At 71.5% G+C, this 18,010-nt stretch carries 19 protein-coding genes; 5 read left to right on the forward strand and 14 right to left on the reverse strand.

Features of this window, described 5'->3' with window-relative positions:
* Window positions 1-64: 64 nt before the first annotated feature.
* Window positions 65-352 carry a DUF2530 domain-containing protein gene (locus ACVW00_RS16000; RefSeq protein WP_457111885.1) on the forward strand — a complete coding sequence of 96 codons (288 nt, stop codon included), beginning with the start codon at window positions 65-67 and terminating at the stop codon, window positions 350-352.
* Between the two features lie 131 nt (window positions 353-483).
* On the opposite strand, the gene ACVW00_RS16005 is transcribed toward ACVW00_RS16000, so the two are convergent.
* Window positions 484-1,287: a DUF3027 domain-containing protein gene (locus tag ACVW00_RS16005; protein WP_457111886.1), complete on the reverse strand. Its 804-nt coding sequence runs from the start codon at window positions 1,285-1,287 to the stop codon at window positions 484-486.
* 60 nt (window positions 1,288-1,347) lie between these two features.
* Here ACVW00_RS16005 and ACVW00_RS16010 point away from each other — a divergent pair, with 60 nt between their 5' ends.
* Window positions 1,348-2,748, forward strand: coding sequence for an MFS transporter (locus ACVW00_RS16010; RefSeq protein WP_457111887.1), 1,401 nt, complete (start codon window positions 1,348-1,350; stop codon window positions 2,746-2,748).
* A 4-nt stretch (window positions 2,749-2,752) separates the two neighbouring features.
* Here ACVW00_RS16010 and ACVW00_RS16015 read toward each other — a convergent pair whose 3' ends face one another.
* From ACVW00_RS16015 to ACVW00_RS16045, 7 genes are all read right to left on the reverse strand, one after another.
* On the reverse strand, window positions 2,753-3,148 hold the full coding sequence (locus ACVW00_RS16015) for a cold-shock protein (protein ID WP_457111888.1): 396 nt from the start codon (window positions 3,146-3,148) through the stop codon (window positions 2,753-2,755).
* Window positions 3,149-3,250: 102 nt separating this feature from the next.
* A complete protein-coding gene (locus ACVW00_RS16020) occupies window positions 3,251-3,874 on the reverse strand; it encodes an HAD family hydrolase (protein WP_457111889.1) in 624 nt (207 codons plus the stop codon).
* Complete coding sequence (locus ACVW00_RS16025; RefSeq protein WP_457111890.1) at window positions 3,871-5,523, reverse strand: DUF885 domain-containing protein; 1,653 nt, start codon at window positions 5,521-5,523, stop codon at window positions 3,871-3,873. Before ACVW00_RS16025 ends, ACVW00_RS16020 begins: the two co-directional genes overlap by 4 nt.
* Before the next feature lie 152 nt (window positions 5,524-5,675).
* Entirely contained in the window at window positions 5,676-6,173 is a 498-nt protein-coding gene (locus ACVW00_RS16030; RefSeq protein ID WP_457111891.1) for a hypothetical protein, read from the reverse strand.
* 131 nt (window positions 6,174-6,304) lie between these two features.
* Window positions 6,305-7,915, reverse strand: a complete 1,611-nt coding sequence (locus ACVW00_RS16035) for an AMP-binding protein (protein WP_457111892.1) — start codon at window positions 7,913-7,915, stop codon at window positions 6,305-6,307.
* Window positions 7,916-7,954: 39 nt separating this feature from the next.
* Window positions 7,955-8,764, reverse strand: coding sequence for a hypothetical protein (locus tag ACVW00_RS16040; protein WP_457111893.1), 810 nt, complete (start codon window positions 8,762-8,764; stop codon window positions 7,955-7,957).
* Entirely contained in the window at window positions 8,761-9,690 is a 930-nt protein-coding gene (locus tag ACVW00_RS16045) for an ATP-binding cassette domain-containing protein (protein WP_457111894.1), read from the reverse strand. Before ACVW00_RS16045 ends, ACVW00_RS16040 begins: the two co-directional genes overlap by 4 nt.
* 103 nt (window positions 9,691-9,793) lie before the next feature.
* On the opposite strand from ACVW00_RS16045, the gene ACVW00_RS16050 reads away from it, so the two are divergent.
* Both ACVW00_RS16050 and ACVW00_RS16055 read left to right on the forward strand, forming a co-directional pair.
* Entirely contained in the window at window positions 9,794-10,978 is a 1,185-nt protein-coding gene (locus ACVW00_RS16050) for a DUF4032 domain-containing protein (protein WP_457111895.1), read from the forward strand.
* A 26-nt stretch (window positions 10,979-11,004) separates the two neighbouring features.
* Window positions 11,005-13,269 (forward strand): helicase-associated domain-containing protein, encoded by a 2,265-nt coding sequence (locus tag ACVW00_RS16055; protein WP_457111896.1) that lies wholly within the window; start codon window positions 11,005-11,007, stop codon window positions 13,267-13,269.
* Between the two features lie 19 nt (window positions 13,270-13,288).
* Here the strand turns inward: ACVW00_RS16055 and ACVW00_RS16060 are convergent, their stop codons facing one another.
* Together ACVW00_RS16060 and ACVW00_RS16065 are read right to left on the reverse strand one after the other, a co-directional pair.
* The gene (locus tag ACVW00_RS16060; protein WP_457111897.1) at window positions 13,289-13,672 is read right to left on the reverse strand and encodes an SRPBCC family protein; all 384 of its coding nucleotides are present in this window, start codon (window positions 13,670-13,672) and stop codon (window positions 13,289-13,291) included.
* Window positions 13,673-13,704: 32 nt separating this feature from the next.
* On the reverse strand, window positions 13,705-14,205 hold the full coding sequence (locus ACVW00_RS16065; RefSeq protein WP_457111898.1) for a hypothetical protein: 501 nt from the start codon (window positions 14,203-14,205) through the stop codon (window positions 13,705-13,707).
* Window positions 14,206-14,340: 135 nt separating this feature from the next.
* Between ACVW00_RS16065 and ACVW00_RS16070 the strand changes: the two genes are divergently transcribed.
* Window positions 14,341-15,261 carry a methylenetetrahydrofolate reductase gene (locus tag ACVW00_RS16070; protein WP_457111899.1) on the forward strand — a complete coding sequence of 307 codons (921 nt, stop codon included), beginning with the start codon at window positions 14,341-14,343 and terminating at the stop codon, window positions 15,259-15,261.
* A 9-nt stretch (window positions 15,262-15,270) separates the two neighbouring features.
* On the opposite strand, the gene ACVW00_RS16075 is transcribed toward ACVW00_RS16070, so the two are convergent.
* From ACVW00_RS16075 to ACVW00_RS16090, 4 genes are all read right to left on the reverse strand, one after another.
* Window positions 15,271-15,492 carry a hypothetical protein gene (locus ACVW00_RS16075; RefSeq protein ID WP_457111900.1) on the reverse strand — a complete coding sequence of 74 codons (222 nt, stop codon included), beginning with the start codon at window positions 15,490-15,492 and terminating at the stop codon, window positions 15,271-15,273.
* A 37-nt stretch (window positions 15,493-15,529) separates the two neighbouring features.
* Window positions 15,530-15,739 carry a hypothetical protein gene (locus ACVW00_RS16080; RefSeq protein ID WP_457111901.1) on the reverse strand — a complete coding sequence of 70 codons (210 nt, stop codon included), beginning with the start codon at window positions 15,737-15,739 and terminating at the stop codon, window positions 15,530-15,532.
* A gap of 293 nt (window positions 15,740-16,032) precedes the next feature.
* Window positions 16,033-17,664 (reverse strand): phosphoenolpyruvate--protein phosphotransferase, encoded by a 1,632-nt coding sequence (gene ptsP, locus ACVW00_RS16085; protein ID WP_457111902.1) that lies wholly within the window; start codon window positions 17,662-17,664, stop codon window positions 16,033-16,035.
* Window positions 17,665-17,669: 5 nt separating this feature from the next.
* A complete protein-coding gene (locus tag ACVW00_RS16090) occupies window positions 17,670-17,954 on the reverse strand; it encodes an HPr family phosphocarrier protein (RefSeq protein WP_457111903.1) in 285 nt (94 codons plus the stop codon).
* Window positions 17,955-18,010: the final 56 nt, after the last annotated feature.

The following is an 18,010-nucleotide window of genomic DNA, read 5'->3' on the forward strand; positions in this document are numbered from 1 at the left end:
GCAGAGGTCGACGGGCGCCCGCACCCACGAGACGGACAATTAACCCGGCGGATACATTGAGCCCATGTCCGACGAGCAGCCGGTGGTGCACGAGATCGGCAACCGCACCTACATCGTCGCCGACGTCGACCCGCTCGACGTCGACGGCGTGCGTACCCTGGCCGTCGGCACGGGCCTCTGGGCGATCGCGTTCGTGCTCCTGATCCCGTTCTCCGGGCGGCTCAAGGACGACGGTCACCTCTGGTGGATGTGGACATGCGTCGCGGGCTTCGGGCTCGGACTGGTGGGGTGGGACTACTGCCGGAGGCGGCGGAATGCGCGGCAGGCCGCGGAGGGCGACGACGTCGGATAGCTCGGGTCACGACTGCGCGCACCTCACCTTGGTCTCGAGACGCGGACGACGGGCCCTCTCTTCGTTCGGGTCTCTCGTCGGCTCCTCGACCTGATTCACGTTCAAGCCTTCGCTAGCTCAGGCTTGGCGAATCAGAACTTTTCGAAGTCGTCCTCGGAGAGGGTGTCGAACACCGGGTCGGCGAGCGGCGGCGGCAGCTGCTTCTTGCGCAGCTGCGCGTCCGAGTGCGCGCCGCAGCCGTGGCCGAAGGCAACCACCCGGCCGTCGTCGTTGGCGTACTCGTTCGCGCAGACACCGAACGTGTCCGCCAGCGGCCCGGCAAGGCGGACCAGGAAGCCGCAGGACCAGCACTTCGCGGGCGCCGACTGGGCCAGCGGCACGTCGGGTCCCTGCTCGCCGTCGTACCAGCGCTGCGCGGCGAGCTCGCGGCCCTCGATCGACAGCACCCGGACACGGCCCAGGCCGAGCTCCTCGCTGACCTCCTTGACCTGCACCCGGTCGCCTGCGTCGCGGGGCGCATCGTCGCCAGGATCGCCTGAGAGGTACGCCGGGACGAGGCGCGGGTCGTCCTCCTCGACCGGGAGCACGTCACCCGGCGACAGGTCGCCCGGCCGGATCCGCTCCCGCCACGGCAACCAGGACGGCGCGACGATCGCGTCCTGCCCGGGCAGCAGCACGACCTCGTCGACGGTGACGCCCTCGTCGCCGGCCACATGGGCGACGGTGACCGCCCACCGCCAGCCCGGGTAGCCGCGCTGAGTGGCGGCGAAGTAGTGGGTGACGACCTCGGCTGCGGTGCCGGCGTCCTCGGCCACGGCCTCGACGTGGTCGCCGACGACATCGGCGCCGACCTGCTCGACCAGCACGGCGCGGGCGGCGTCGACGGCCGCAAGGGCGACGTCATCGGTCATCATCACCCGGCGATTCTCCCCCATCGACGGTGGGTGTGTCTCGCCGACCCGTGCGAGGCCGCCGTTGTTGGCAGGATAGGAGCCATGGCGGAGGATCCGGAGGGCAGCGAGCCGCGCCGAGGCGACCAGATCGCCGACGCAGCCGGTCGCGGCATCGCGGCCAGCGCCAAGGGCGCGATGGCTGCCGGGCGGGCCACCGGCAAGGGGCTGTCATCGGTGTTCCGGTTCGCCCGCCGAGCCGCCAGCGCCGAGGGTGCGGGCGACTCCGGGCTCAGCAGGCTGATCGAGCTGCACGCGTTCAACGCCGCCGGTGACGCGGCGATCGCCATCTCGCTGGCCGGCACGCTGTTCTTCGCCAACCCCGGCGAGGCCCGCGGCCAGGTGGCGCTGTTCCTCGGGCTCACGATGCTGCCGTTCGCGGTCGTCGCACCGCTGATCGGACCGTTCCTCGACCGGTTCAGCCACGGGCGCCGGTGGGCGATCGGTGCCACGATGGCGATCCGCGCGTTCCTGGTCTGGATGATGGCCGATGCCGTCGCGTCGCAGTCGGTGCTGATGTACCCCACCGCGCTCGGCTGCCTGGTCGCGTCCAAGGCGTACGGCGTCACGCGGGCCGCCACGGTCCCGCGCCTGCTGCCGACCGAGCTGTCGCTGGTCAAGGCGAACAGCCGGATCTCGCTCGCCGGAGTGGTCGGCGCCTCCCTGTCCGCGCCGATGGCGGGCCTCGCATCGACCTTCGGCTCCCAGTGGACGCTGCGCTACGCGTTCGTCGTCTTCGCCGGCGCCACCGTGCTGGCCATCCTGCTGCCGGCCCGGGCCGACGCCAGCGCGGGCGAGGAGGACGTCTCCCTGGGCAGGCGGCGGAGCAAGCTGCAGCTGCCCGCCGACGTCGTGTTCGCGCTCCGGTGCAACGCCGGGCTGCGGATGGTGTCCGGCTTCCTCACCATGTACCTGGCGTTCCTGCTGCGCCAGCACCCGCTCCCGGGCTGGGAGCACCGGACCGCGCTGCTGATGGGCCTGGTGATCGGTGCGGCGGGGCTCGGCAACACCGTCGGCATCGCGATCGCCTCGATGATGCGGCGGGTCAACCCGATGCTCGTGGTCGTGGTGGCGCTCATCGCCGACACCGCGGCCGCCGTCGTCGCCGCACTGCTCTACGGCCTGTTGGCGGCCATGCTGCTCGGCCTGACCGCCGGGGTTGCCCAGGCGATGGGCAAGCTGGCGCTGGACGCGACCATCCAGCGCGACGTACCCGAGTCGCACCGCACGTCGGCGTTCGCGCGCTCGGAGACGCTGATCCAGCTGTCCTGGGTGATCGGCGGCTTCCTCGGCATCGCGGTGCCGCTGGAGATCCACGGCCACGTGCTGCCGAAGCTCGGCCTGGGCGTGCTCGCCGGCCTCGTCGTCGGTTGGACGGTCTTCGTGCTCGCCCGGCGACGTCAGGTCCCTCGGTCCACCGGCGAGCTGGTCCCCTCTGCGGACTAGCCGGTCAGACGTCCAGCTCGTCGGCCAGGCCGCGAAGCAGCTTCGCGGTGGGGCGCGCCGTCTTGGGCTCCGGGTGCCGACCGTGGCGGTACGCCTCCTCGACACCCTCGAGCAGCCGGATCAGGTCCTCGACGATGCCGACCATGTCCTCCGGCTTCTTGCGCTGCGCCTGCCGCTGCGCCACGGAGACGGACCGCGGTGCGTCGAGCACCCGGACCTGGTGCGCCTGGTCGCCCTTGCGCCCCGACAGGATCCCGAACTCCACCCGCGTGCCGGCCTTGAGGGAGGGCACCCCTTCGGGCAGCGCGGAGGCGCGGACGTAGACGTCCTCGCCGTCCTCGCGCGACAAGAAGCCGAAGCCCTTCTCGGCGTCGTACCACTTGACCTTTCCCGTGGGCACTGTGCGACCTCTCTGATCAGCTGAGCTGCGAATGCGAAGGCACAGCGTACGTGCCCGGCGTGGTTGCGGCGACAGGGATTCCATCCTGCGTCGCGAGGGGCATCACCCCGAGTGCAGGTGCTCGTCGAGCCAGGACGGAAACCCGGTCAGGTCCTCGAGCACCACGTCGGTGCCGGCGGCGACCAGCTCGTCACGGGAGCTGCCTCCGGTGAGGACCGAGACGCTGACTGCGCCGGCCGCCCGGGCCCCCGCGACGTCGTGCACGTGGTCACCGACATAGATGCCGGCGCCCTCCTCCCGGAGCACGTCCGCCTTGCCGGTGCCCCAGACGAGGCCCGCGACGAGGTCGACGTCGAGGCCCAGGTGGTCGACGTGCAGCTGGGCGTTCGGCGTGTACTTGCCGGTCACCAGGAGGATCCGTCCGTGGTGCCGGCGCACTGCCGCCAGCGCCTCCTGCGCGCCCGTGAGGTGCGGCGTGGTCCGCACGGCATGGTCCGGGTAGAGCGCGCGGTAGCGGTCGGCGGCCGCCGCGAGCTGCCCGGCCGGCAGGTACGGCGCGAGCATGTCCTCGATCGGCGGACCGAGCGCTGCGGCCAGCTCGGCCGACGGGAACGGGACGCCCAGCTCCTCGGCGAGCACGTCGAGGGTCGCCGCGAAGCCCGGAGCGGTGTCGATCAGGGTCATGTCCAGGTCGAACCCGACGACGAGACGACCGGCCGGGCTCACGGGAGCCGGGCCTGCACGACCTCGTCGAGAACGCCGAGCGGGAGCGAACCGTTGTCGAGCACGGCCGTGTGGAATCTGCGGATGTCGAACGCGGCGCCCTGGCGCTCCTGCGCCTCGGCCCGCATCCGCAGGATCTCCAGCCGGCCGATCATGTACGACGTGGCCTGCCCCGGGAACAGCAGGTACCGGTCGATCTCCGGCCGGCAGACGCCCTCGGTCAGTGGCGAGTTCGCCAGCATGTAGTCGACCGCCTGCTGCCGACTCCAGCCCAGCGCGTGCACACCGGTGTCGACGACGAGCCGGCAGGCACGCATCGAGTCGGCCGAGAACATGCCCATCCGGTCCACGGCTCCGCTGTAGAGGCCCATCTCGTCGGCGAGGCGCTCGGTGTAGAGCCCCCAGCCCTCGGCGTACGCCGCATTGTGGATGTGCTTGCGGAACTCCGGCAGGTCCTCCAGCTCGGCGGCGATCGCCAGCTGCAGGTGGTGGCCGGGGATGCCCTCGTGGAACGCCATCGACTCCAGCTCGAAGGTGCCCCACGACTCCGGCTCGGCGATGTTGATGAAGAACGTCCCGCCGCGCGAGCCGTCGGCCGCCGGCGCGAAGTAGTACGCCTTGCCGCCGACGGTGGTGCCCTGCACCGAGCACGGCGCCTTGGGCAGCACCTCGAACCACCCGGGCATGGCGTCCCAGGCACGCTGCATCGCGATCTCGGCCGCCTCGACGAGCTGCTCGCCGCGCTCGAAGTGCAGCTTGGGGTCGGTGCGCATGGCGTCGAAGATCTGCTGCAGGTCGTCGGTGCCCACGACCTCGGGACCGAGCGCGCGGTACTCGTCGGCCAGCTGGGCGACCTGCTGGAGTCCGATCTCGTGGATCTCCTCGGCCGTCTTGTCGGTCGTCGTGTAGTAGCGCAGGGTCCGGGCATAGGCCTCGTCGCCGTCGTCGAGCCAGCAGAGGCCGGCGCGGTCGTCGGGGCGCGCACTGCCCAGGATCTCGTCGCGCAGCACGTCGCGGTACGCCGCCAGGCCGGGCCGGATCGACTGCTCGATCGCCTCGACCATGCGCGCCCGCCAGGCGTCGGCGTCGACGCCGTCGGGGACTGCCTTCGTGCCGAGCAGGGGGTCCTGGTCGACCGGCGCGGCGAGCGCTGCGTCGATCTGGGCGATCGTGCCGCTGACGGCGAACTCCGGGGAGAGCCGCCCGGCCGCGCGGCCCTCGCGCTGCCGCTCGGCGAGGTCGCGGAAGAACTGGCCGATGGCGTGATACTTGGCCACCATCGCCTCGGCGACGTCGGCCGTCGGCATCCCGAGCATCCCGACGATGACCGGCAGCTGTGTCTGGTGCCCGAAGATCGGGTTCGCGGCGTGCGTCACGAACCGCGCCTCGAGCATGTCTGCGCTCGTGGTGGCCTCGTTGAGGAGCACGTCACGGGTGAGCCGGCGGCCCTCGTCGAGGTCGTCGTCGGCCACGGCCCGCGCGGCGGCGACGAAGCCGCGGAGCTCCGCGATCCGGCGGTCCTCGGCCTCGCGGGTGCAGTCCTCGAACCGGTGGGCGCGGTCGTACTCGCCGAGCAGCTGCGCCTCGGTGGGGCTGGCATCCAGCCAGGCGGAGAAGTACTCCGCCGCGAGGTCGTCGATGTAACTGGGCATTCGGCCGCCTTCCGGTCCGCTTCGAGCCGAGGACTCTGTGTCTCCCGAGAGCAAGCAACTGCGATGAGTCGACGATAGAAGCAGCCGACGACATGGCGACAGCCCGGGTGGTCACCCGGGCTGTCGCGGAACGTCGAGGCAGCGTTCGCGGCCTACGGGACGCGGACCGTCTTCCAGCTGTAGTCGAAGGCGAAGCCCTGCGGGAAGTTCTCCTCGTTGCCGGTCGAGTCGAACAGGCAGAACTGCACGTAGGCGATCCCGTCGTGCAGCTCACCGAACTCCGGCCGCAGCTCGTACCGCGTGACGTGCCAGTGCCCGTCGCAGCTCACGTTGAGGCCGTCGGGGTCCGACTCGCTGAAGTTCCAGTTGGTGTCGTACCAGGCATCGGCGTCGCCGCTGGACGTGTGGTCGGGGTCGACGCCGGCGCCCTGCTTGACCGACACCCACAGGTGGGTGCCGGCCTCGCCGCCGAAGCACTTGTACTTGCCGTTGATGTGGGCCGCGGACCCGTCCGGCGACACGTTGATGTTCATCCCCGTCCAGGCGACCTGAGGAGCGGGGACGTCCGCCCCTGCCGCGGCCGGCATCCCCATCGCCGCCAGCGCTGCCGCCGATCCCACTGCCGCCCATGCCTTGCGTGCCAGTTTCATCCCCGTACCCCGTCTGTTGATGATGCGTGTCCTGAGCACGCTGGCACTCGCAGCTCTGCCCGGCATGATCAATCCGGGCCATTTGTGTCCCGACGGTTTCCGGCGAATCGGAAGATACTTCTCGAAGCGGGTCAGCCGAGGCCCAGACGCGAGGTGGTCTCCTCCCGCATCTGCACCTTGCGGATCTTGCCGGTGACGGTCATCGGGAACTCCTCGACCACCAGGACGTAGCGGGGGATCTTGTAGTGCGCGAGCCTGCCGCTCGCGAACTCGCGCACCCGGTCGGCGTCGAGGGGATCGGCTCCCGGGCGCATCCGGATCCAGGCACAGAGCTCTTCGCCGTACTTCTCGTCCGGTACGCCGATGACCTGCACGTCCTCGACGTCGGGATGCGTGTAGAGGAACTCCTCGATCTCGCGCGGATAGATGTTCTCCCCGCCCCGGATCACCATGTCCTTGATCCGGCCCACGATGTTGCAGTAGCCGTCCTCACGCATCTCGGCGAGGTCACCGGTGTGCATCCAGCCGTCCGCGTCGACCGCCTCGGCCGTCTTCTCCGGGTCGTCCCAGTAGCCGAGCATGACCGAGTAGCCGCGGGTGCACAGCTCGCCGGGCCGGCCGCGCTCGACGGTCTCTCCGGTCGCCGGGTCGACGACCTTGATCTCGACGTGGGGATGGACGCGCCCGATCGTGGAGGTACGCCGGTCCAGGTCGTCGTCGGCGCGGGTCTGGCAGGACACCGGCGAGGTCTCGGTCATCCCGTAGGCGATCGACACCTCGGCCATGTGCATGTCGTCGATGCAGCGCTTCATCACCTCCACCGGGCAGATCGAGCCGGCCATCACGCCCGTGCGGAGGCTGCTCAGGTCGTGCTCGGCGAAGTCGGGGGCGTTCTGCATGGCGATGAACATCGTCGGCACGCCGTACACGGCGGTGCACCGCTCCTCGGCGATCGCCCGGAGCGTGACCGACGGGTCGAACCCCGGCGCCGGGATCACCATCGTCGCGCCGTGCGTGGTGCAGCCGAGGTTGCCCATCACCATGCCGAAGCAGTGGTAGAAGGGCACCGGGATGCAGAGCCGGTCGGTCTCGGTGAAGTTGATCAGCTCGGTGGTGAAGAACCCGTTGTTCAAGATGTTGCGGTGCGACAGCGTCGCGCCCTTCGGGTAGCCGGTCGTCCCCGAGGTGTACTGGATGTTGATCGGGTCGTCGGCCTCCAGGCTCCAGGTCATCAGCTCCAGAAGCGTGACGCCCGGGTCGCTGACGTTGTGCTCGGTCCACTCGGGAGTGCCGAGGAACAGCACGGACTCGAGGGCCGGAAGGTCGTCGCGGACCTCCTCGACCATCGCCCGGTAGTCACTGCCCTTGAACTCCGGCGCGCTGATCAGCAGCTTCACGCCGCTGTGGCGCAGCGCGTAGGCGAGCTCGTGGGTGCGGTACGCCGGATTGACGTTGACGAGGATCGCGCCGATCTTCGCGGTGGCGTACTGGGTGATCGTCCACTCGGCGCAGTTCGGCGCCCAGATGCCCACCCGATCGCCCTTGGTGATCCCGGCCCGGAGCAGGCCGACGGCGAGAGCGTCGACATCGAGGTCGAGCTGCGCGTAGGTCCAGCGACGGCCGGTGGCGAACTCGACGAGCGCCTCGCGATCCGGATGGGCCGCGACGGTGGCCTCGAGGCTGGCACCGATGGTGTGCTCGAGCAGTGGAGGCTCGGTCTCCCCGACAGCGTGCGAGTCCATACCTGACCTTAGGCGCGCGAGCCGAGCCGGCAACAGCCCTCAGGCGTCGCGCTTCCCGAACAGCGTGTACGACGCTGCCATCACCACGACGGCGAGCCCGCCGAACACGACCGCGCCGCCGAGTGCGGACAACGGGTCTCCGAAGGTGCTGCTGGAGTCGGTGAGCACGTCGACCATCCGGGCACCGGCGCTGAACGGCAGGAACCGGACGATCTCCTCGTGGTCGCGCAGGCCGGGGATGAACGCGAAGAAGACACCGATGAGCGTCTCGATGAGCAGCGGCCACAGGAAGATCGACACGAGCGCGAAGGCCTGCGAGCGGGTCACGGAGGTGAACGCCATCGCCAGCCAGGTGAGCAGCACCCCGTAGAGCACCTGCCGACCCACCACACCCCAGGTCTGGGCGGTGAACACCGTGACGTAGTCGTGCAGGAAGAGCGTCGCGATCAGTCCCGACAGCACCATCGTGACCACCCCGACCACCGCGACCCAGGCGCCGACGACGACGTACTTGGCTGTCCACAGGGCCGGGCGGGAGTTCAGCGCGGTGAGGGACGCTCGGATCATCCCGTGGCGGTACTCGTGGCCCCAGGCGAAGATCCCCAGGATCGCCAGGGTGAAGTAGATCAGGCTGGGCACGTGACCGGTCGCAGCGAGCTGGGTCACGACCGCCGGCGCGAGCCCGTCGAGGTCGTCCGCGCTGACGCCCGAGGTGGAGAAGTCGTGGTGGATGGCCCACGAGAACAGCGTCGAGATGCCGGTGCCGACGACGAGGGTGATCCCGGTGAGCCACCACGTCGAGCGGATCGTCCGGATCCGGACCCACTCGTAGGCGAATGCCGCTCTCACGAGGCGCTCCCGACAGGCCCGGCGTGCGCCTGGAACTCCTCGGCCCCCGCGGTGCGCTCGAGGAACGCCTCCTCGAGCGTGGCCACCTTCGGGGACAGCTCGTGCAGCCGGATGCCGTGGTCGAACGCCAGGTCCCCGACGGCATCGACGGCCAGCCCGGTCACCGTGAGGCCGCCGGGATCGAGGGGGGTCACCTGTGCTCCGCGGCCGACGAGCAGCTCGGCGAATGCCGTGGCGTCCGGCGTCCGGACGATCACCGCGTTGCTGCGCGAGCCGCTCACGAACTCCTGGACCGGCCCGGTGGCGATCAACCGGCCCTTGCCGATCACCACCAGGTGGTCGGCCATCAGGGCCATCTCGGAGAGCAGGTGGCTGGAGACGAAGATGCTGCGGCCCTCCGCGGCCAGCGACTTCAAGAACAGTCGCATCCACTGGATGCCCTGCGGGTCGAGGCCGTTGGCCGGCTCGTCGAGGATCAGCGTGTGCGGCTCACCGAGCAGCGCCGCGGCGAGCCCGAGCCGCTGGCCCATGCCCATCGAGAAGCCCTTCGGCTTGGCCTTCGCGACCTCGGTGAGGCCCACCAGCGCGAGCACCTCGTCGACCCGCGAGCGCGAGATGCCGTTGGCGGCGGCCAGCATCCGCAGGTGGTTGCGCGCCTTGCGGGTCGGGTGGAACGGCTTGGCCTCGAGCAGCGCGCCGACGTGGCGCATCGGGTGCCGCAGCTCGGAGAACGGCTTGCCGTCGTACGTCGTGCTGCCGGCACCGTTGTCGAGGCCCAGCATGAGCCGCATCGTCGTGGACTTGCCGGCGCCGTTCGGTCCGAGGAAGCCGGTGACGCTTCCCGGCTCGACGTCGAACGACAGGTCGGCCACGGCCGCCTTGCCGCCGTAGCTCTTGCCGAGCCCGCGGGCTGCGATGGTCGCCATGGCCTCGATCCTGCCATCCCGTCCCCCGCCGGCCCGGCACCTGTCGCGCGCCTGTGGACGTCGCGGCGGCGAGCCGGCGCAACCGGGCCCTACGCTGAACGACGTGCGCGTCCTCGCCAGCACCCCGAACCCCGCGCTGCTCACGTTGCCGTGGAACCAGCCGCTGGAGGAGTGGACCGAGCACGTCGTGCCGGTGCCCCGCGGTCTGTCGCGCCACGTCGTGCGCGTGATCCATCTCGACGGCTCCTTCTACGCGGTCAAGGAGACCCAGGAGGACGTCGCGAAGCGCGAGTACCGGCTCCTGCGCGAGCTCGGCCGCCGCGGCCTTCCCGCGGTGACGCCGGTGGCCGTCGTCTCCGAGCGCCCCGCCGACCGGGGCGCGGCTCTCGTGACCCGACACCTCGCCTTCGCGCTGCCCTACCGCGCGGTGTTCGCCAACGGCCTGCCGCCCGGCGGGCTCCCCCTGCTCGTCGACGCGCTCGTCGTGCTGCTGGTGCGCCTGCACCTGGCCGGCTTCTACTGGGGCGACGTGTCGCTGTCGAACGTGCTGTTCCGGCGCAGCGCGGGTGAGTTCGCGGCGTACCTCGTCGATGCGGAGACCGGCGAGCTGCACGGCCAGCTCTCGGACCGGATGCGCGAGTACGACGTCGAGGTGGGCTGCGAGAACGTGTTCGCCGAGCTGCTCGACGTGCAGGAGGCGCAGCCGGAGATGGCCGGCCAGGTCGACCCGTTCGCGGTGATCGAGCGGGTCAAGGACCGGTATGCGTCGCTCTGGCACGAGCTCACGGCCGAGGAGCAGTTCGGCGCCGACGAGGTGTGGCGGATCGAGCAGCGCGTGGAGCGGCTCGGCGAGCTCGGCTTCGACGTCGAGGAGCTGGCGATGGCGACCGACCCGAGCGGGGCGACCCTCTCGATCCAGCCCCGCGTGGTCGAGGCCGGCCACCACGCCCGCGAGCTCGACGAGCTGACCGGCCTGCAGGTCGAGGACAACCAGGCACGGCGGCTGCTGGCCGACCTGGCCTCGTTCATGGCGCACAACGGGCTCACCGACCGCGTCGAGGCGGCCCGTCGCTGGCGCGCGGAGATCTACGACCGGATCACCGCGATGGTGCCGCCCGAGCTGCGGGGCCGGCTCGAGCCGGCCGAGGTCTTCCACCAGATCCTCGAGCACCGCTGGTTGCTCTCCGAGCGGGCCGGGCGGGAGATCGACATCTTCGAGACGACCCGCGACTACCTCGACACGGTGCTCGCGCGGCTGCCCGAGGAGAAGCTCACCGCCCCCGACTGAACCGGGTGGTCCGTAGAATTGGCCGGATGTCCGCCCTGAGCCGAGTCGAAGGGGCGCCTGCGGCCCCTCGGACCCTCGCCGACCAGCTGCGCAGCTGGTCCGACGAGCGCCTCGGCGCGCTCCTCGACGCCCGCCCGGATCTCGCGGCGCCGGCGCCCGCGGACTCCGCGCAGCTGGCGGGCCGGGCGGTCGTGCGCACGTCGGTCGTGCGGGCGCTCGACCTCCTCGACCGGCTGGAGCTGGCAGTGCTCACCGCGGTCGTCCAGGAGGGCCCGACCGGGTCGACACGGCTGCACGAGGTCGTGCACGCGACGCCTGCCTCCGTCGACGCTGCACTGGAGCGGCTCCACGGGCTGGCGCTGGCCTGGGGCACGCCGGAGGTCTGGCGACCGGTGACGATCGTGGCCGACCTGCTCGGCGTACCCGCCGGGCCGGAGGCACGAGCGGTCCCCCGGCTTCTCGGCGAGGTCGACGAGCGGGCGCGGGCGATCCTCGACCACCTCGACGAGTCCGACGCGGCGGGCAGCGTCGCCGAGGCAAGGGTGCCGTCACGACCCGACCATGCCTCGACGCCCACCGAGCACCTGCTCGCGCGCGGCCTGCTCGCACCACGCGGCGAGCGCCACGTGGTGATCCCGTGGAACGTGCAGCTGCACCTGCGCGGCGGTCGGTCGACCCGCGAGCCGGTCGACGTGGTGCCCGAGTTCGCGGCCGCCGACCGGACGACCGAGGCCATCGACCGGGCCGCCGCCGGCGCCGCCTTCGAGCTCACCCGGCGCGTGGAGATGCTCCTCGAGCACTGGGCGTCCCGGCCCCCTGCCGGGCTGCGGTCGGGCGGCCTCGCGGTCCGCGACCTCCGCGCCACTGCCGAGCTGCTCCACGCGGACGTCCCGACGGCGGCGCTGGTCGTCGAGACCGCGGCCGCTGCCGGCCTGCTCGCGCTCGGGATGAACGACGACCTCGACACCGCCTGGCTGCCGACCGACGCGTACGACGCCTGGGTCACCCGCTCTACCTCGGAGCGGTGGGCGCTCCTGGCGCGTGCCTGGTTCGACAACCCCCGACTGGTCTCGGCCATCGGCGGTCGCGAGGGCAGCGCGTCCAGCAGGACCGGGCCGGTCAACGCGCTCTCCCCCGGGCTCGAGCGCTCGTGGCTGCCCGGCGACCGGCACTCGGTCCTGCGTGAGCTGGCCGGCCTCGAGCCGGGGCGGGCGCTGGCGTCGGGGACCGGCGTACCGTCGCTGGTCGCGCGGCTGCGCTGGCGCCATCCGCGCCGGCCGTCCGCCCGTCTCGAGCTAGTCGAGCCGATCCTCCGCGAGGCTGCGACGGTCGGGCTGGTCGGCCTCGGTGCGGTGCCGGCGTTCGGCCGGGAGCTGGTCTCGGGCCAGGACCCGGCAACGACCCTCGAGACGCTGGTGCCGGAGCCGATCGACCACGTGCTGATCCAGGCCGACCTCACCGCGGTCGCGCCCGGTCCACTCGAGCGCAGCTTCGCGCATCGCCTCGGACTGCTCGCGGACGTCGAGTCGCGTGGTGGTGCGACCGTCTACCGGTTCTCCGCCGACTCCGTGCGCCGCGCCTTCGACTCCGGCTGGTCCGCTGTCGAGGTCAAGGACTTCCTCCGCGAGTCGTCGAGGACCCCCGTCCCGCAGGCGCTCGACTACCTCGTCGAGGACGTGTCGCGCCGCTTCGGGACGATCCGGGTGGGCGTCGCGGAGTCCTTCCTGCGCAGCGACGACGAGACCGCCCTCACCGAGCTGCTGCACCACAAGGACGCCGCCGCCATGAGGCTGCGCCGGATCGCCCCGACCGTGGTGGTCTCCGACCTGCCGCTGCAGGTGCTGCTCCCCCGGTTGCGCGAGCTCGGCGCGGCGCCGGTGGTGGAGGCCGCCGACGGGACCGTCCGGGTGGCTCGTCCCGAGGAGTTCCGTGCGCGCACCCCGCGCCAGCATCGCGGGGCCGGACGCGACGCGGCGCGGCAGGCTGCCAGGACCGCGGCGGTCGTCGCGGCCGTGCGTTCCGGCGACCGTGCCGCCGCTGCTCGTCCGACACGTGGTCCCGCGACCACCCCCGCCGACGTGATGGCCGTGCTCCGCGACGCGGTCGAGACGCGTCGCGAGGTGTGGATCGGCTACCTCGACAACCACGGCACCAGCACCGAGCGGATCGTGCGTCCCGTGGAGGTCGGCGGCGGCCAGCTGTCGGCGTACGACGAGCGGAGCGACGAGATGCGCGCCTTCGCGATCCACCGGATCACGCAGGCGCGGGTGAACGATCAGGCCTCGCAGTAGGCCTTGATGCCCTCGACCTCTATGCGCAGGTAGCGCCGGGTGAGCGTCGAGTGAGCAGACCGACGACCATCCCGATCGGGCCACGCTGCTCGAGGATGGCGGTCACCCGGGCCGTCCCGTCGCCGTTGTCGGTGACCCGGTGGGTGCCCGTGGTGAGCACCCCCGGACCGAGCACCTGCCAGGCGAACTCTCGCCCCGGCTCGAGCCTGGTCACCTGCCAGACCGCCTCCGGCAGCTTGGGCTGCCGGATCCGCGCCCGCGAGCCGACCCGCAACGGCGCCGGGTCGAGCAGCTCGACGCTGGTCACGCTGCTGGTCCAGGAGGGCCAGCGCTCCACGTCGGAGTACGTAGCGAACACGGTCTGCGCCGGAGCGGCGACGTCGGTGCTGGCCTCGAAGCGCATGGGGTGAGGCTACGACTCCCGGACGGGGGGCTCTATCCGTCCGCCGGATCGGGCCACTGGCCGTAGAGCAGCGTCTCGTCGTCACCCGCTCCGACGTCGCGGTAGCCCGCTCCGGTCTGGCACACGTGCCCGTTCGCCGGATCGACGGTCATCAGGAGGTCCTTGCGCGGCCCGTCGGGCGGAGAACCGGGCGTGTGGCTGTGGACGAAGTTGGCGCCGGCGCTCCACACCAGCCTGATGTCGATGAAGCGCTTGTCCAGGTCACACGGCTCACCGGGGTCGAACGGCGTGCCGCGCGTGGCGAAGGCGGTGGCTCCGACGAACGTGCCGACTACCTTGCGCTGCTCACGTCTCGCGATCCTCGCTGCCCAGGAGCGCTCGCGTGCCGTCAGCGTGCCGAGGTGGGCGTCCTGGGCGACGGAGACATGGGGGGTCGCCGTGGACCTGTGCTCGGACCCTGCCTCTCGCGCAGGCTGACTGCATCCCGAGACGCAGATCAGCAGGCCGAGGACACCGAACGACCGCAATGGCATGAGCACATCCTTCCGCTCGACGCGGGTGTGACGCTGTCCCGGCTCGAACGGTTCCGACCGCCGCACATCCGGCGGGAAGCCGGCATGAGGGGGCGATCGGGCGCGTCCGCGTGCTCGGTCCGTTACCGTCGCGGCGTGGATCTGCAGCGACGCATCGTCGAACGTCAGGGCGAGTTCCTGCTCTTCGCGCTGACCCCGCCACGTAGAGCGACCTCGCCGGAGAAGGCCCAGGAGATCTCGGACGCGACGGCAAAGCGACTCCAGGTGCTGGACCTGGACGGCCTGGTGCTCTACGACATCGACGACGAGAGCGACCGGAACCCAGAGGAGCGCCCCTTCCCGTTCCTGCCCACCATGGACCCCGCCGAGTACCTGGACAGGCACCTCACCGACTGGAACATCCCGGTCGTCGTCTACCGCGCGGTCGGGAAGCACACAGAGCCCGAGCTCCGGTCATGGCTCCGCGCCCAAGCACCCGATCGGGTTCTGTCGGTCTTCGTCGGGACCTCCTCACGCGGCAAGCCGGTCGCGACGTCCTTGGCACGCGCCCACGAGCTGCGTTCCGAGATGCAGCCTCACCTGCTGCTCGGCGGGGTGGCGATCCCGGAGCGCCATACGAGGAACGGCGACGAGCACCTACGACTGCTCGCCAAGCAGTCAGCGGGCTGCGCCTTCTTCGTCACCCAGGTGGTCTTCGACGCCAACGCCGCGAAGAACCTCGTTTCCGACTATCGCTACGAATGCGCTGCCCGAGGCGTGGACCCGGTCCCGATCGTCTTCACCTTCTCGGTCTGCGGGTCACTGAAGACCCTGGACTTCCTCAGATGGCTCGGCGTCGACGTGCCGCGCTGGATCCAGAACGAGCTCCGGCATGCCGACGACACCCTGGACGCCTCCTTCGAGCAAGCGCTGGCGACCGCCCTCGAGCTGATGGCCTACTGCCGACGACTCGGCGTCCCCTTCGGACTCAACGTCGAGAGCGTCTCGATTCGGCGGACCGAGATCGAAGCGTCCGTGAATCTCGCCGCTCGCCTGCAGGCCGAGCTGCGCCGCTGAGGCCGCGGCTCACCCCAACGCGACCAGTCGACGCATCATCGGGATGCTGGGGCTCGGGCTCGACCTGATGTTGTCCATCAGGATCCGGGCGTAGAGGCCACGCTCCTCGGGGTCCGCCAATTGCTCGATCATCCGGAGCATGGTCACCGACGGGTACCTCTCGTTCGCGACGATGTCGAGCAAGAGCGCGACGACCTCTGCGCGGATGTCGACCTGGTTCTTCGTAGCCATGTTCCCTCCTGTCCCATGCGGGTTGAACCCCTCGAGGTCACCCGCGACGCGGGTCGTTGCCCAGTGCGCGAAGGATCGACGCGCGGTTGCGACGAAGGCCCCGAGCAAGGCCGGCGCGCCCGTGCTGCTCGAGGTAGCCGATCACCCGATCGAGCTCGTCGAGCGCCGCGTCACTCGCCCCCTGGTAGCGGCGGCGGTCAGCCCGCAGACGAAGGATGCGCCCCTCGAGGTCAGCTGACAGCACCACGGTTCGATCGTCCCTCCCACTCGGCCGCACCGGCCTCCACCGTCCCCGAGGTGCGGCCAATGCCCCGTCCCGAGCACCAGAGTTCGCCCTTACCCAGCGCGGTCCCTCGCATGCGGCACCGGTGGTCCGGTCCCGGTGGTCGAGCCTGTCGAAACCCTCACCAGGTCTCGACTGATCGCTCGCTGACGCTCGCTGCTCGACCACCCGTGGTTGCCAGGTCTCGTCTGGTCGCTCGCTGACGCTCGCTGCTCGACCACCCGGGGTTCCCGGTCTGCTCGACCGCTCAGGTTGCCTCAGCCGAGCAGCTCGGCCACCACGGCACGTGCGGACGCGGCGTCCGCTGCGGCGCGCGCTGCTACCGCGGCGCGCTCGCAGTCGGCGAGCGAGACCTCCGCCAGCGCGCTGCGTACGGCGGCGACCGCACGCGGTGCCATCGAGAGGGAGCGCACGCCGAGGCCGACCAGGACGATGGCCAGCTGGGGGTCGGCTGCCGCCTCCCCGCAGACGCCCACCGGCAGCTCATGTGCAGACGCACCGGAGCACGTCATCGCGACCAGGTCGAGCAGCGCGGGCTGCCACGGGTCGAGCAGTTCGGCGACGTCGCCGAGCTGGCGGTCGGCGGCGAGGGCGTACTGCGCGAGGTCGTTGGTGCCGATCGAGGCGAAGTCGACCGACCGCAGCACCTGGCCGGCACGAAGGGCGGCCGAGGGCACCTCCACCATCACGCCGACGTGCTGGAGCCCGGCCTCGCGGGCCCGGGCCCCGAACGCGTCGGCCTCGGCCGGTGTCGACACCATCGGCGCCATCACCCAGGGTTCGGCGCCGGTGCGAGCGGCCGCCTCGGCCAAGGCCGCCAGCTGCCGTTCCAGTACGTCGGGACGCGCGACCGCCGTCCGGAGCCCGCGGATGCCGAGCGCCGGGTTGTCCTCGTCGGAGAGCCCGAGGAAGGGCACCGGCTTGTCGGAGCCGGCGTCCAGCGTGCGGAACACCACGCGGCGCCCCTCGAACGCAGCGAGCACCGACGCGTAGGTCTCGACCTGCTCCTCGGGCGTCGGCTCATCGGTCCGGCCGAGGAAGAGGAACTCCGTGCGGAACAGGCCGATGCCCTCGACGTCCGTTGCTGCCGCGGCCCGGGCTTCCTCCAGGGTGCCGACGTTGGCGAGCAGCTTGACGGCAACGCCGTCGGCGGTCGCGCCGGGGCCCTGGGCCTGCGAGCGACGCTCCGCGGCGCGCTCCTCGCGGGTGCGCACCTCGTCGACGACGGAGGCCGGCGGGTCCACGTGCACCTGGCCCTGGGTCCCGTCCAGGAGCACGCTGTGCCCACCGACGGCGGCCCGGGCGCCGGCGCACGCGACGACCGCCGGGATGCCGAGGGAGCGAGCGAGGATGGTCGTGTGGCTGGTCGGCCCGCCCTGCTCGGTGATGATGCCGACGACCACGGCCGGGTCGAGCAGCGCGGTGTCGGCCGGCGCCAGGTCTCGCGCCACCAGGACGTACGGGTGCCCCGGGTGCGGCAGCTCGGCCGGTGCGCGACCGGCGAGCGCGTCGGCGAGTCGGACACCGACGTCCTCGACATCGGCCGCCCGCTCGGCGAGGTAGCCGCCGAGGCCACGGAGCTGGTCGGCGTACGACGCAGCTGCGGCCCGGACGGCCGCCTCCGGCTCCTCGCCGGCGTCCACGCGAGCGCGAGCGACCGCCAGCAGCTCGGGATCGGCGGCGAACATCGCGAGTGCCTCGAGCACCGCGGTGCCCTCCGGCGTGGTGGCGGTCGTCGCCCGGAACTGCAGGTCTGCGACGACCCGAGCCGAGGCGTCGTCGATGTCCACGGCGGGCTCGACGTCGACGACGACGCCCGGTTCCCACGAGACGGCGGGTGCGACCACCGTGCCCGGGCTCGCCGGGACGCCGGTCAGCGTCGAGACCATGAGAGTCATGATGCCGCCGCGTCCCTGTCGGTCGAGAGCTCCGCGACCAGCCGGGCCAGGACGCCGTCGGCGTCCTCACCCTCGGCGCTGACCTCGACGGTGTCACCGTGCCGCGCACCGAGCGCGAGCACGCTGAGGATGCTGGCGGCGTTGACCGGGTCCTCCCCCGGCAGGCCGATGGTCACGGTCACTCCCGCGCGGACGGCTTCTCCGGCCAGTCCGACGAAGAGCCCGGCGGGCCGGGCGTGCAGCCCGACGCTGCTGGCGATCACTGCGGTGCGAGTCGGCATTGGATGCTCCTGGTGGGTCGAAGGGTGGGGGCACAGGTGGGGTCGGCGTCGGGGCA

The organism is Marmoricola sp. URHA0025 HA25 (genome assembly GCF_054059435.1).

What these genes read in the sequence shown, in the direction of transcription:
- ACVW00_RS16045 (WP_457111894.1), bottom strand. Translation starts at nt 9,690, where the DNA reads ATGGCGACCATCGCAGCCCGCGGGCTCGGCAAGAGCTACGGCGGCAAG.
- ACVW00_RS16075 (WP_457111900.1), bottom strand. Translation starts at nt 15,492, where the DNA reads ATGGCTACGAAGAACCAGGTCGACATCCGCGCAGAGGTCGTCGCGCTC.
- ACVW00_RS16005 (WP_457111886.1), bottom strand. Translation starts at nt 1,287, where the DNA reads ATGGGGGAGAATCGCCGGGTGATGATGACCGATGACGTCGCCCTTGCG.
- ACVW00_RS16035 (WP_457111892.1), bottom strand. Translation starts at nt 7,915, where the DNA reads ATGGACTCGCACGCTGTCGGGGAGACCGAGCCTCCACTGCTCGAGCAC.
- ACVW00_RS16065 (WP_457111898.1), bottom strand. Translation starts at nt 14,205, where the DNA reads ATGCCATTGCGGTCGTTCGGTGTCCTCGGCCTGCTGATCTGCGTCTCG.
- ACVW00_RS16025 (WP_457111890.1), bottom strand. Translation starts at nt 5,523, where the DNA reads ATGCCCAGTTACATCGACGACCTCGCGGCGGAGTACTTCTCCGCCTGG.
- ACVW00_RS16055 (WP_457111896.1), top strand. Translation starts at nt 11,005, where the DNA reads ATGTCCGCCCTGAGCCGAGTCGAAGGGGCGCCTGCGGCCCCTCGGACC.
- ACVW00_RS16030 (WP_457111891.1), bottom strand. Translation starts at nt 6,173, where the DNA reads ATGAAACTGGCACGCAAGGCATGGGCGGCAGTGGGATCGGCGGCAGCG.
- ACVW00_RS16060 (WP_457111897.1), bottom strand. Translation starts at nt 13,672, where the DNA reads ATGCGCTTCGAGGCCAGCACCGACGTCGCCGCTCCGGCGCAGACCGTG.
- ACVW00_RS16010 (WP_457111887.1), top strand. Translation starts at nt 1,348, where the DNA reads ATGGCGGAGGATCCGGAGGGCAGCGAGCCGCGCCGAGGCGACCAGATC.
- ACVW00_RS16000 (WP_457111885.1), top strand. Translation starts at nt 65, where the DNA reads ATGTCCGACGAGCAGCCGGTGGTGCACGAGATCGGCAACCGCACCTAC.
- ptsP (WP_457111902.1), bottom strand. Translation starts at nt 17,664, where the DNA reads ATGGTCTCGACGCTGACCGGCGTCCCGGCGAGCCCGGGCACGGTGGTC.
- ACVW00_RS16090 (WP_457111903.1), bottom strand. Translation starts at nt 17,954, where the DNA reads ATGCCGACTCGCACCGCAGTGATCGCCAGCAGCGTCGGGCTGCACGCC.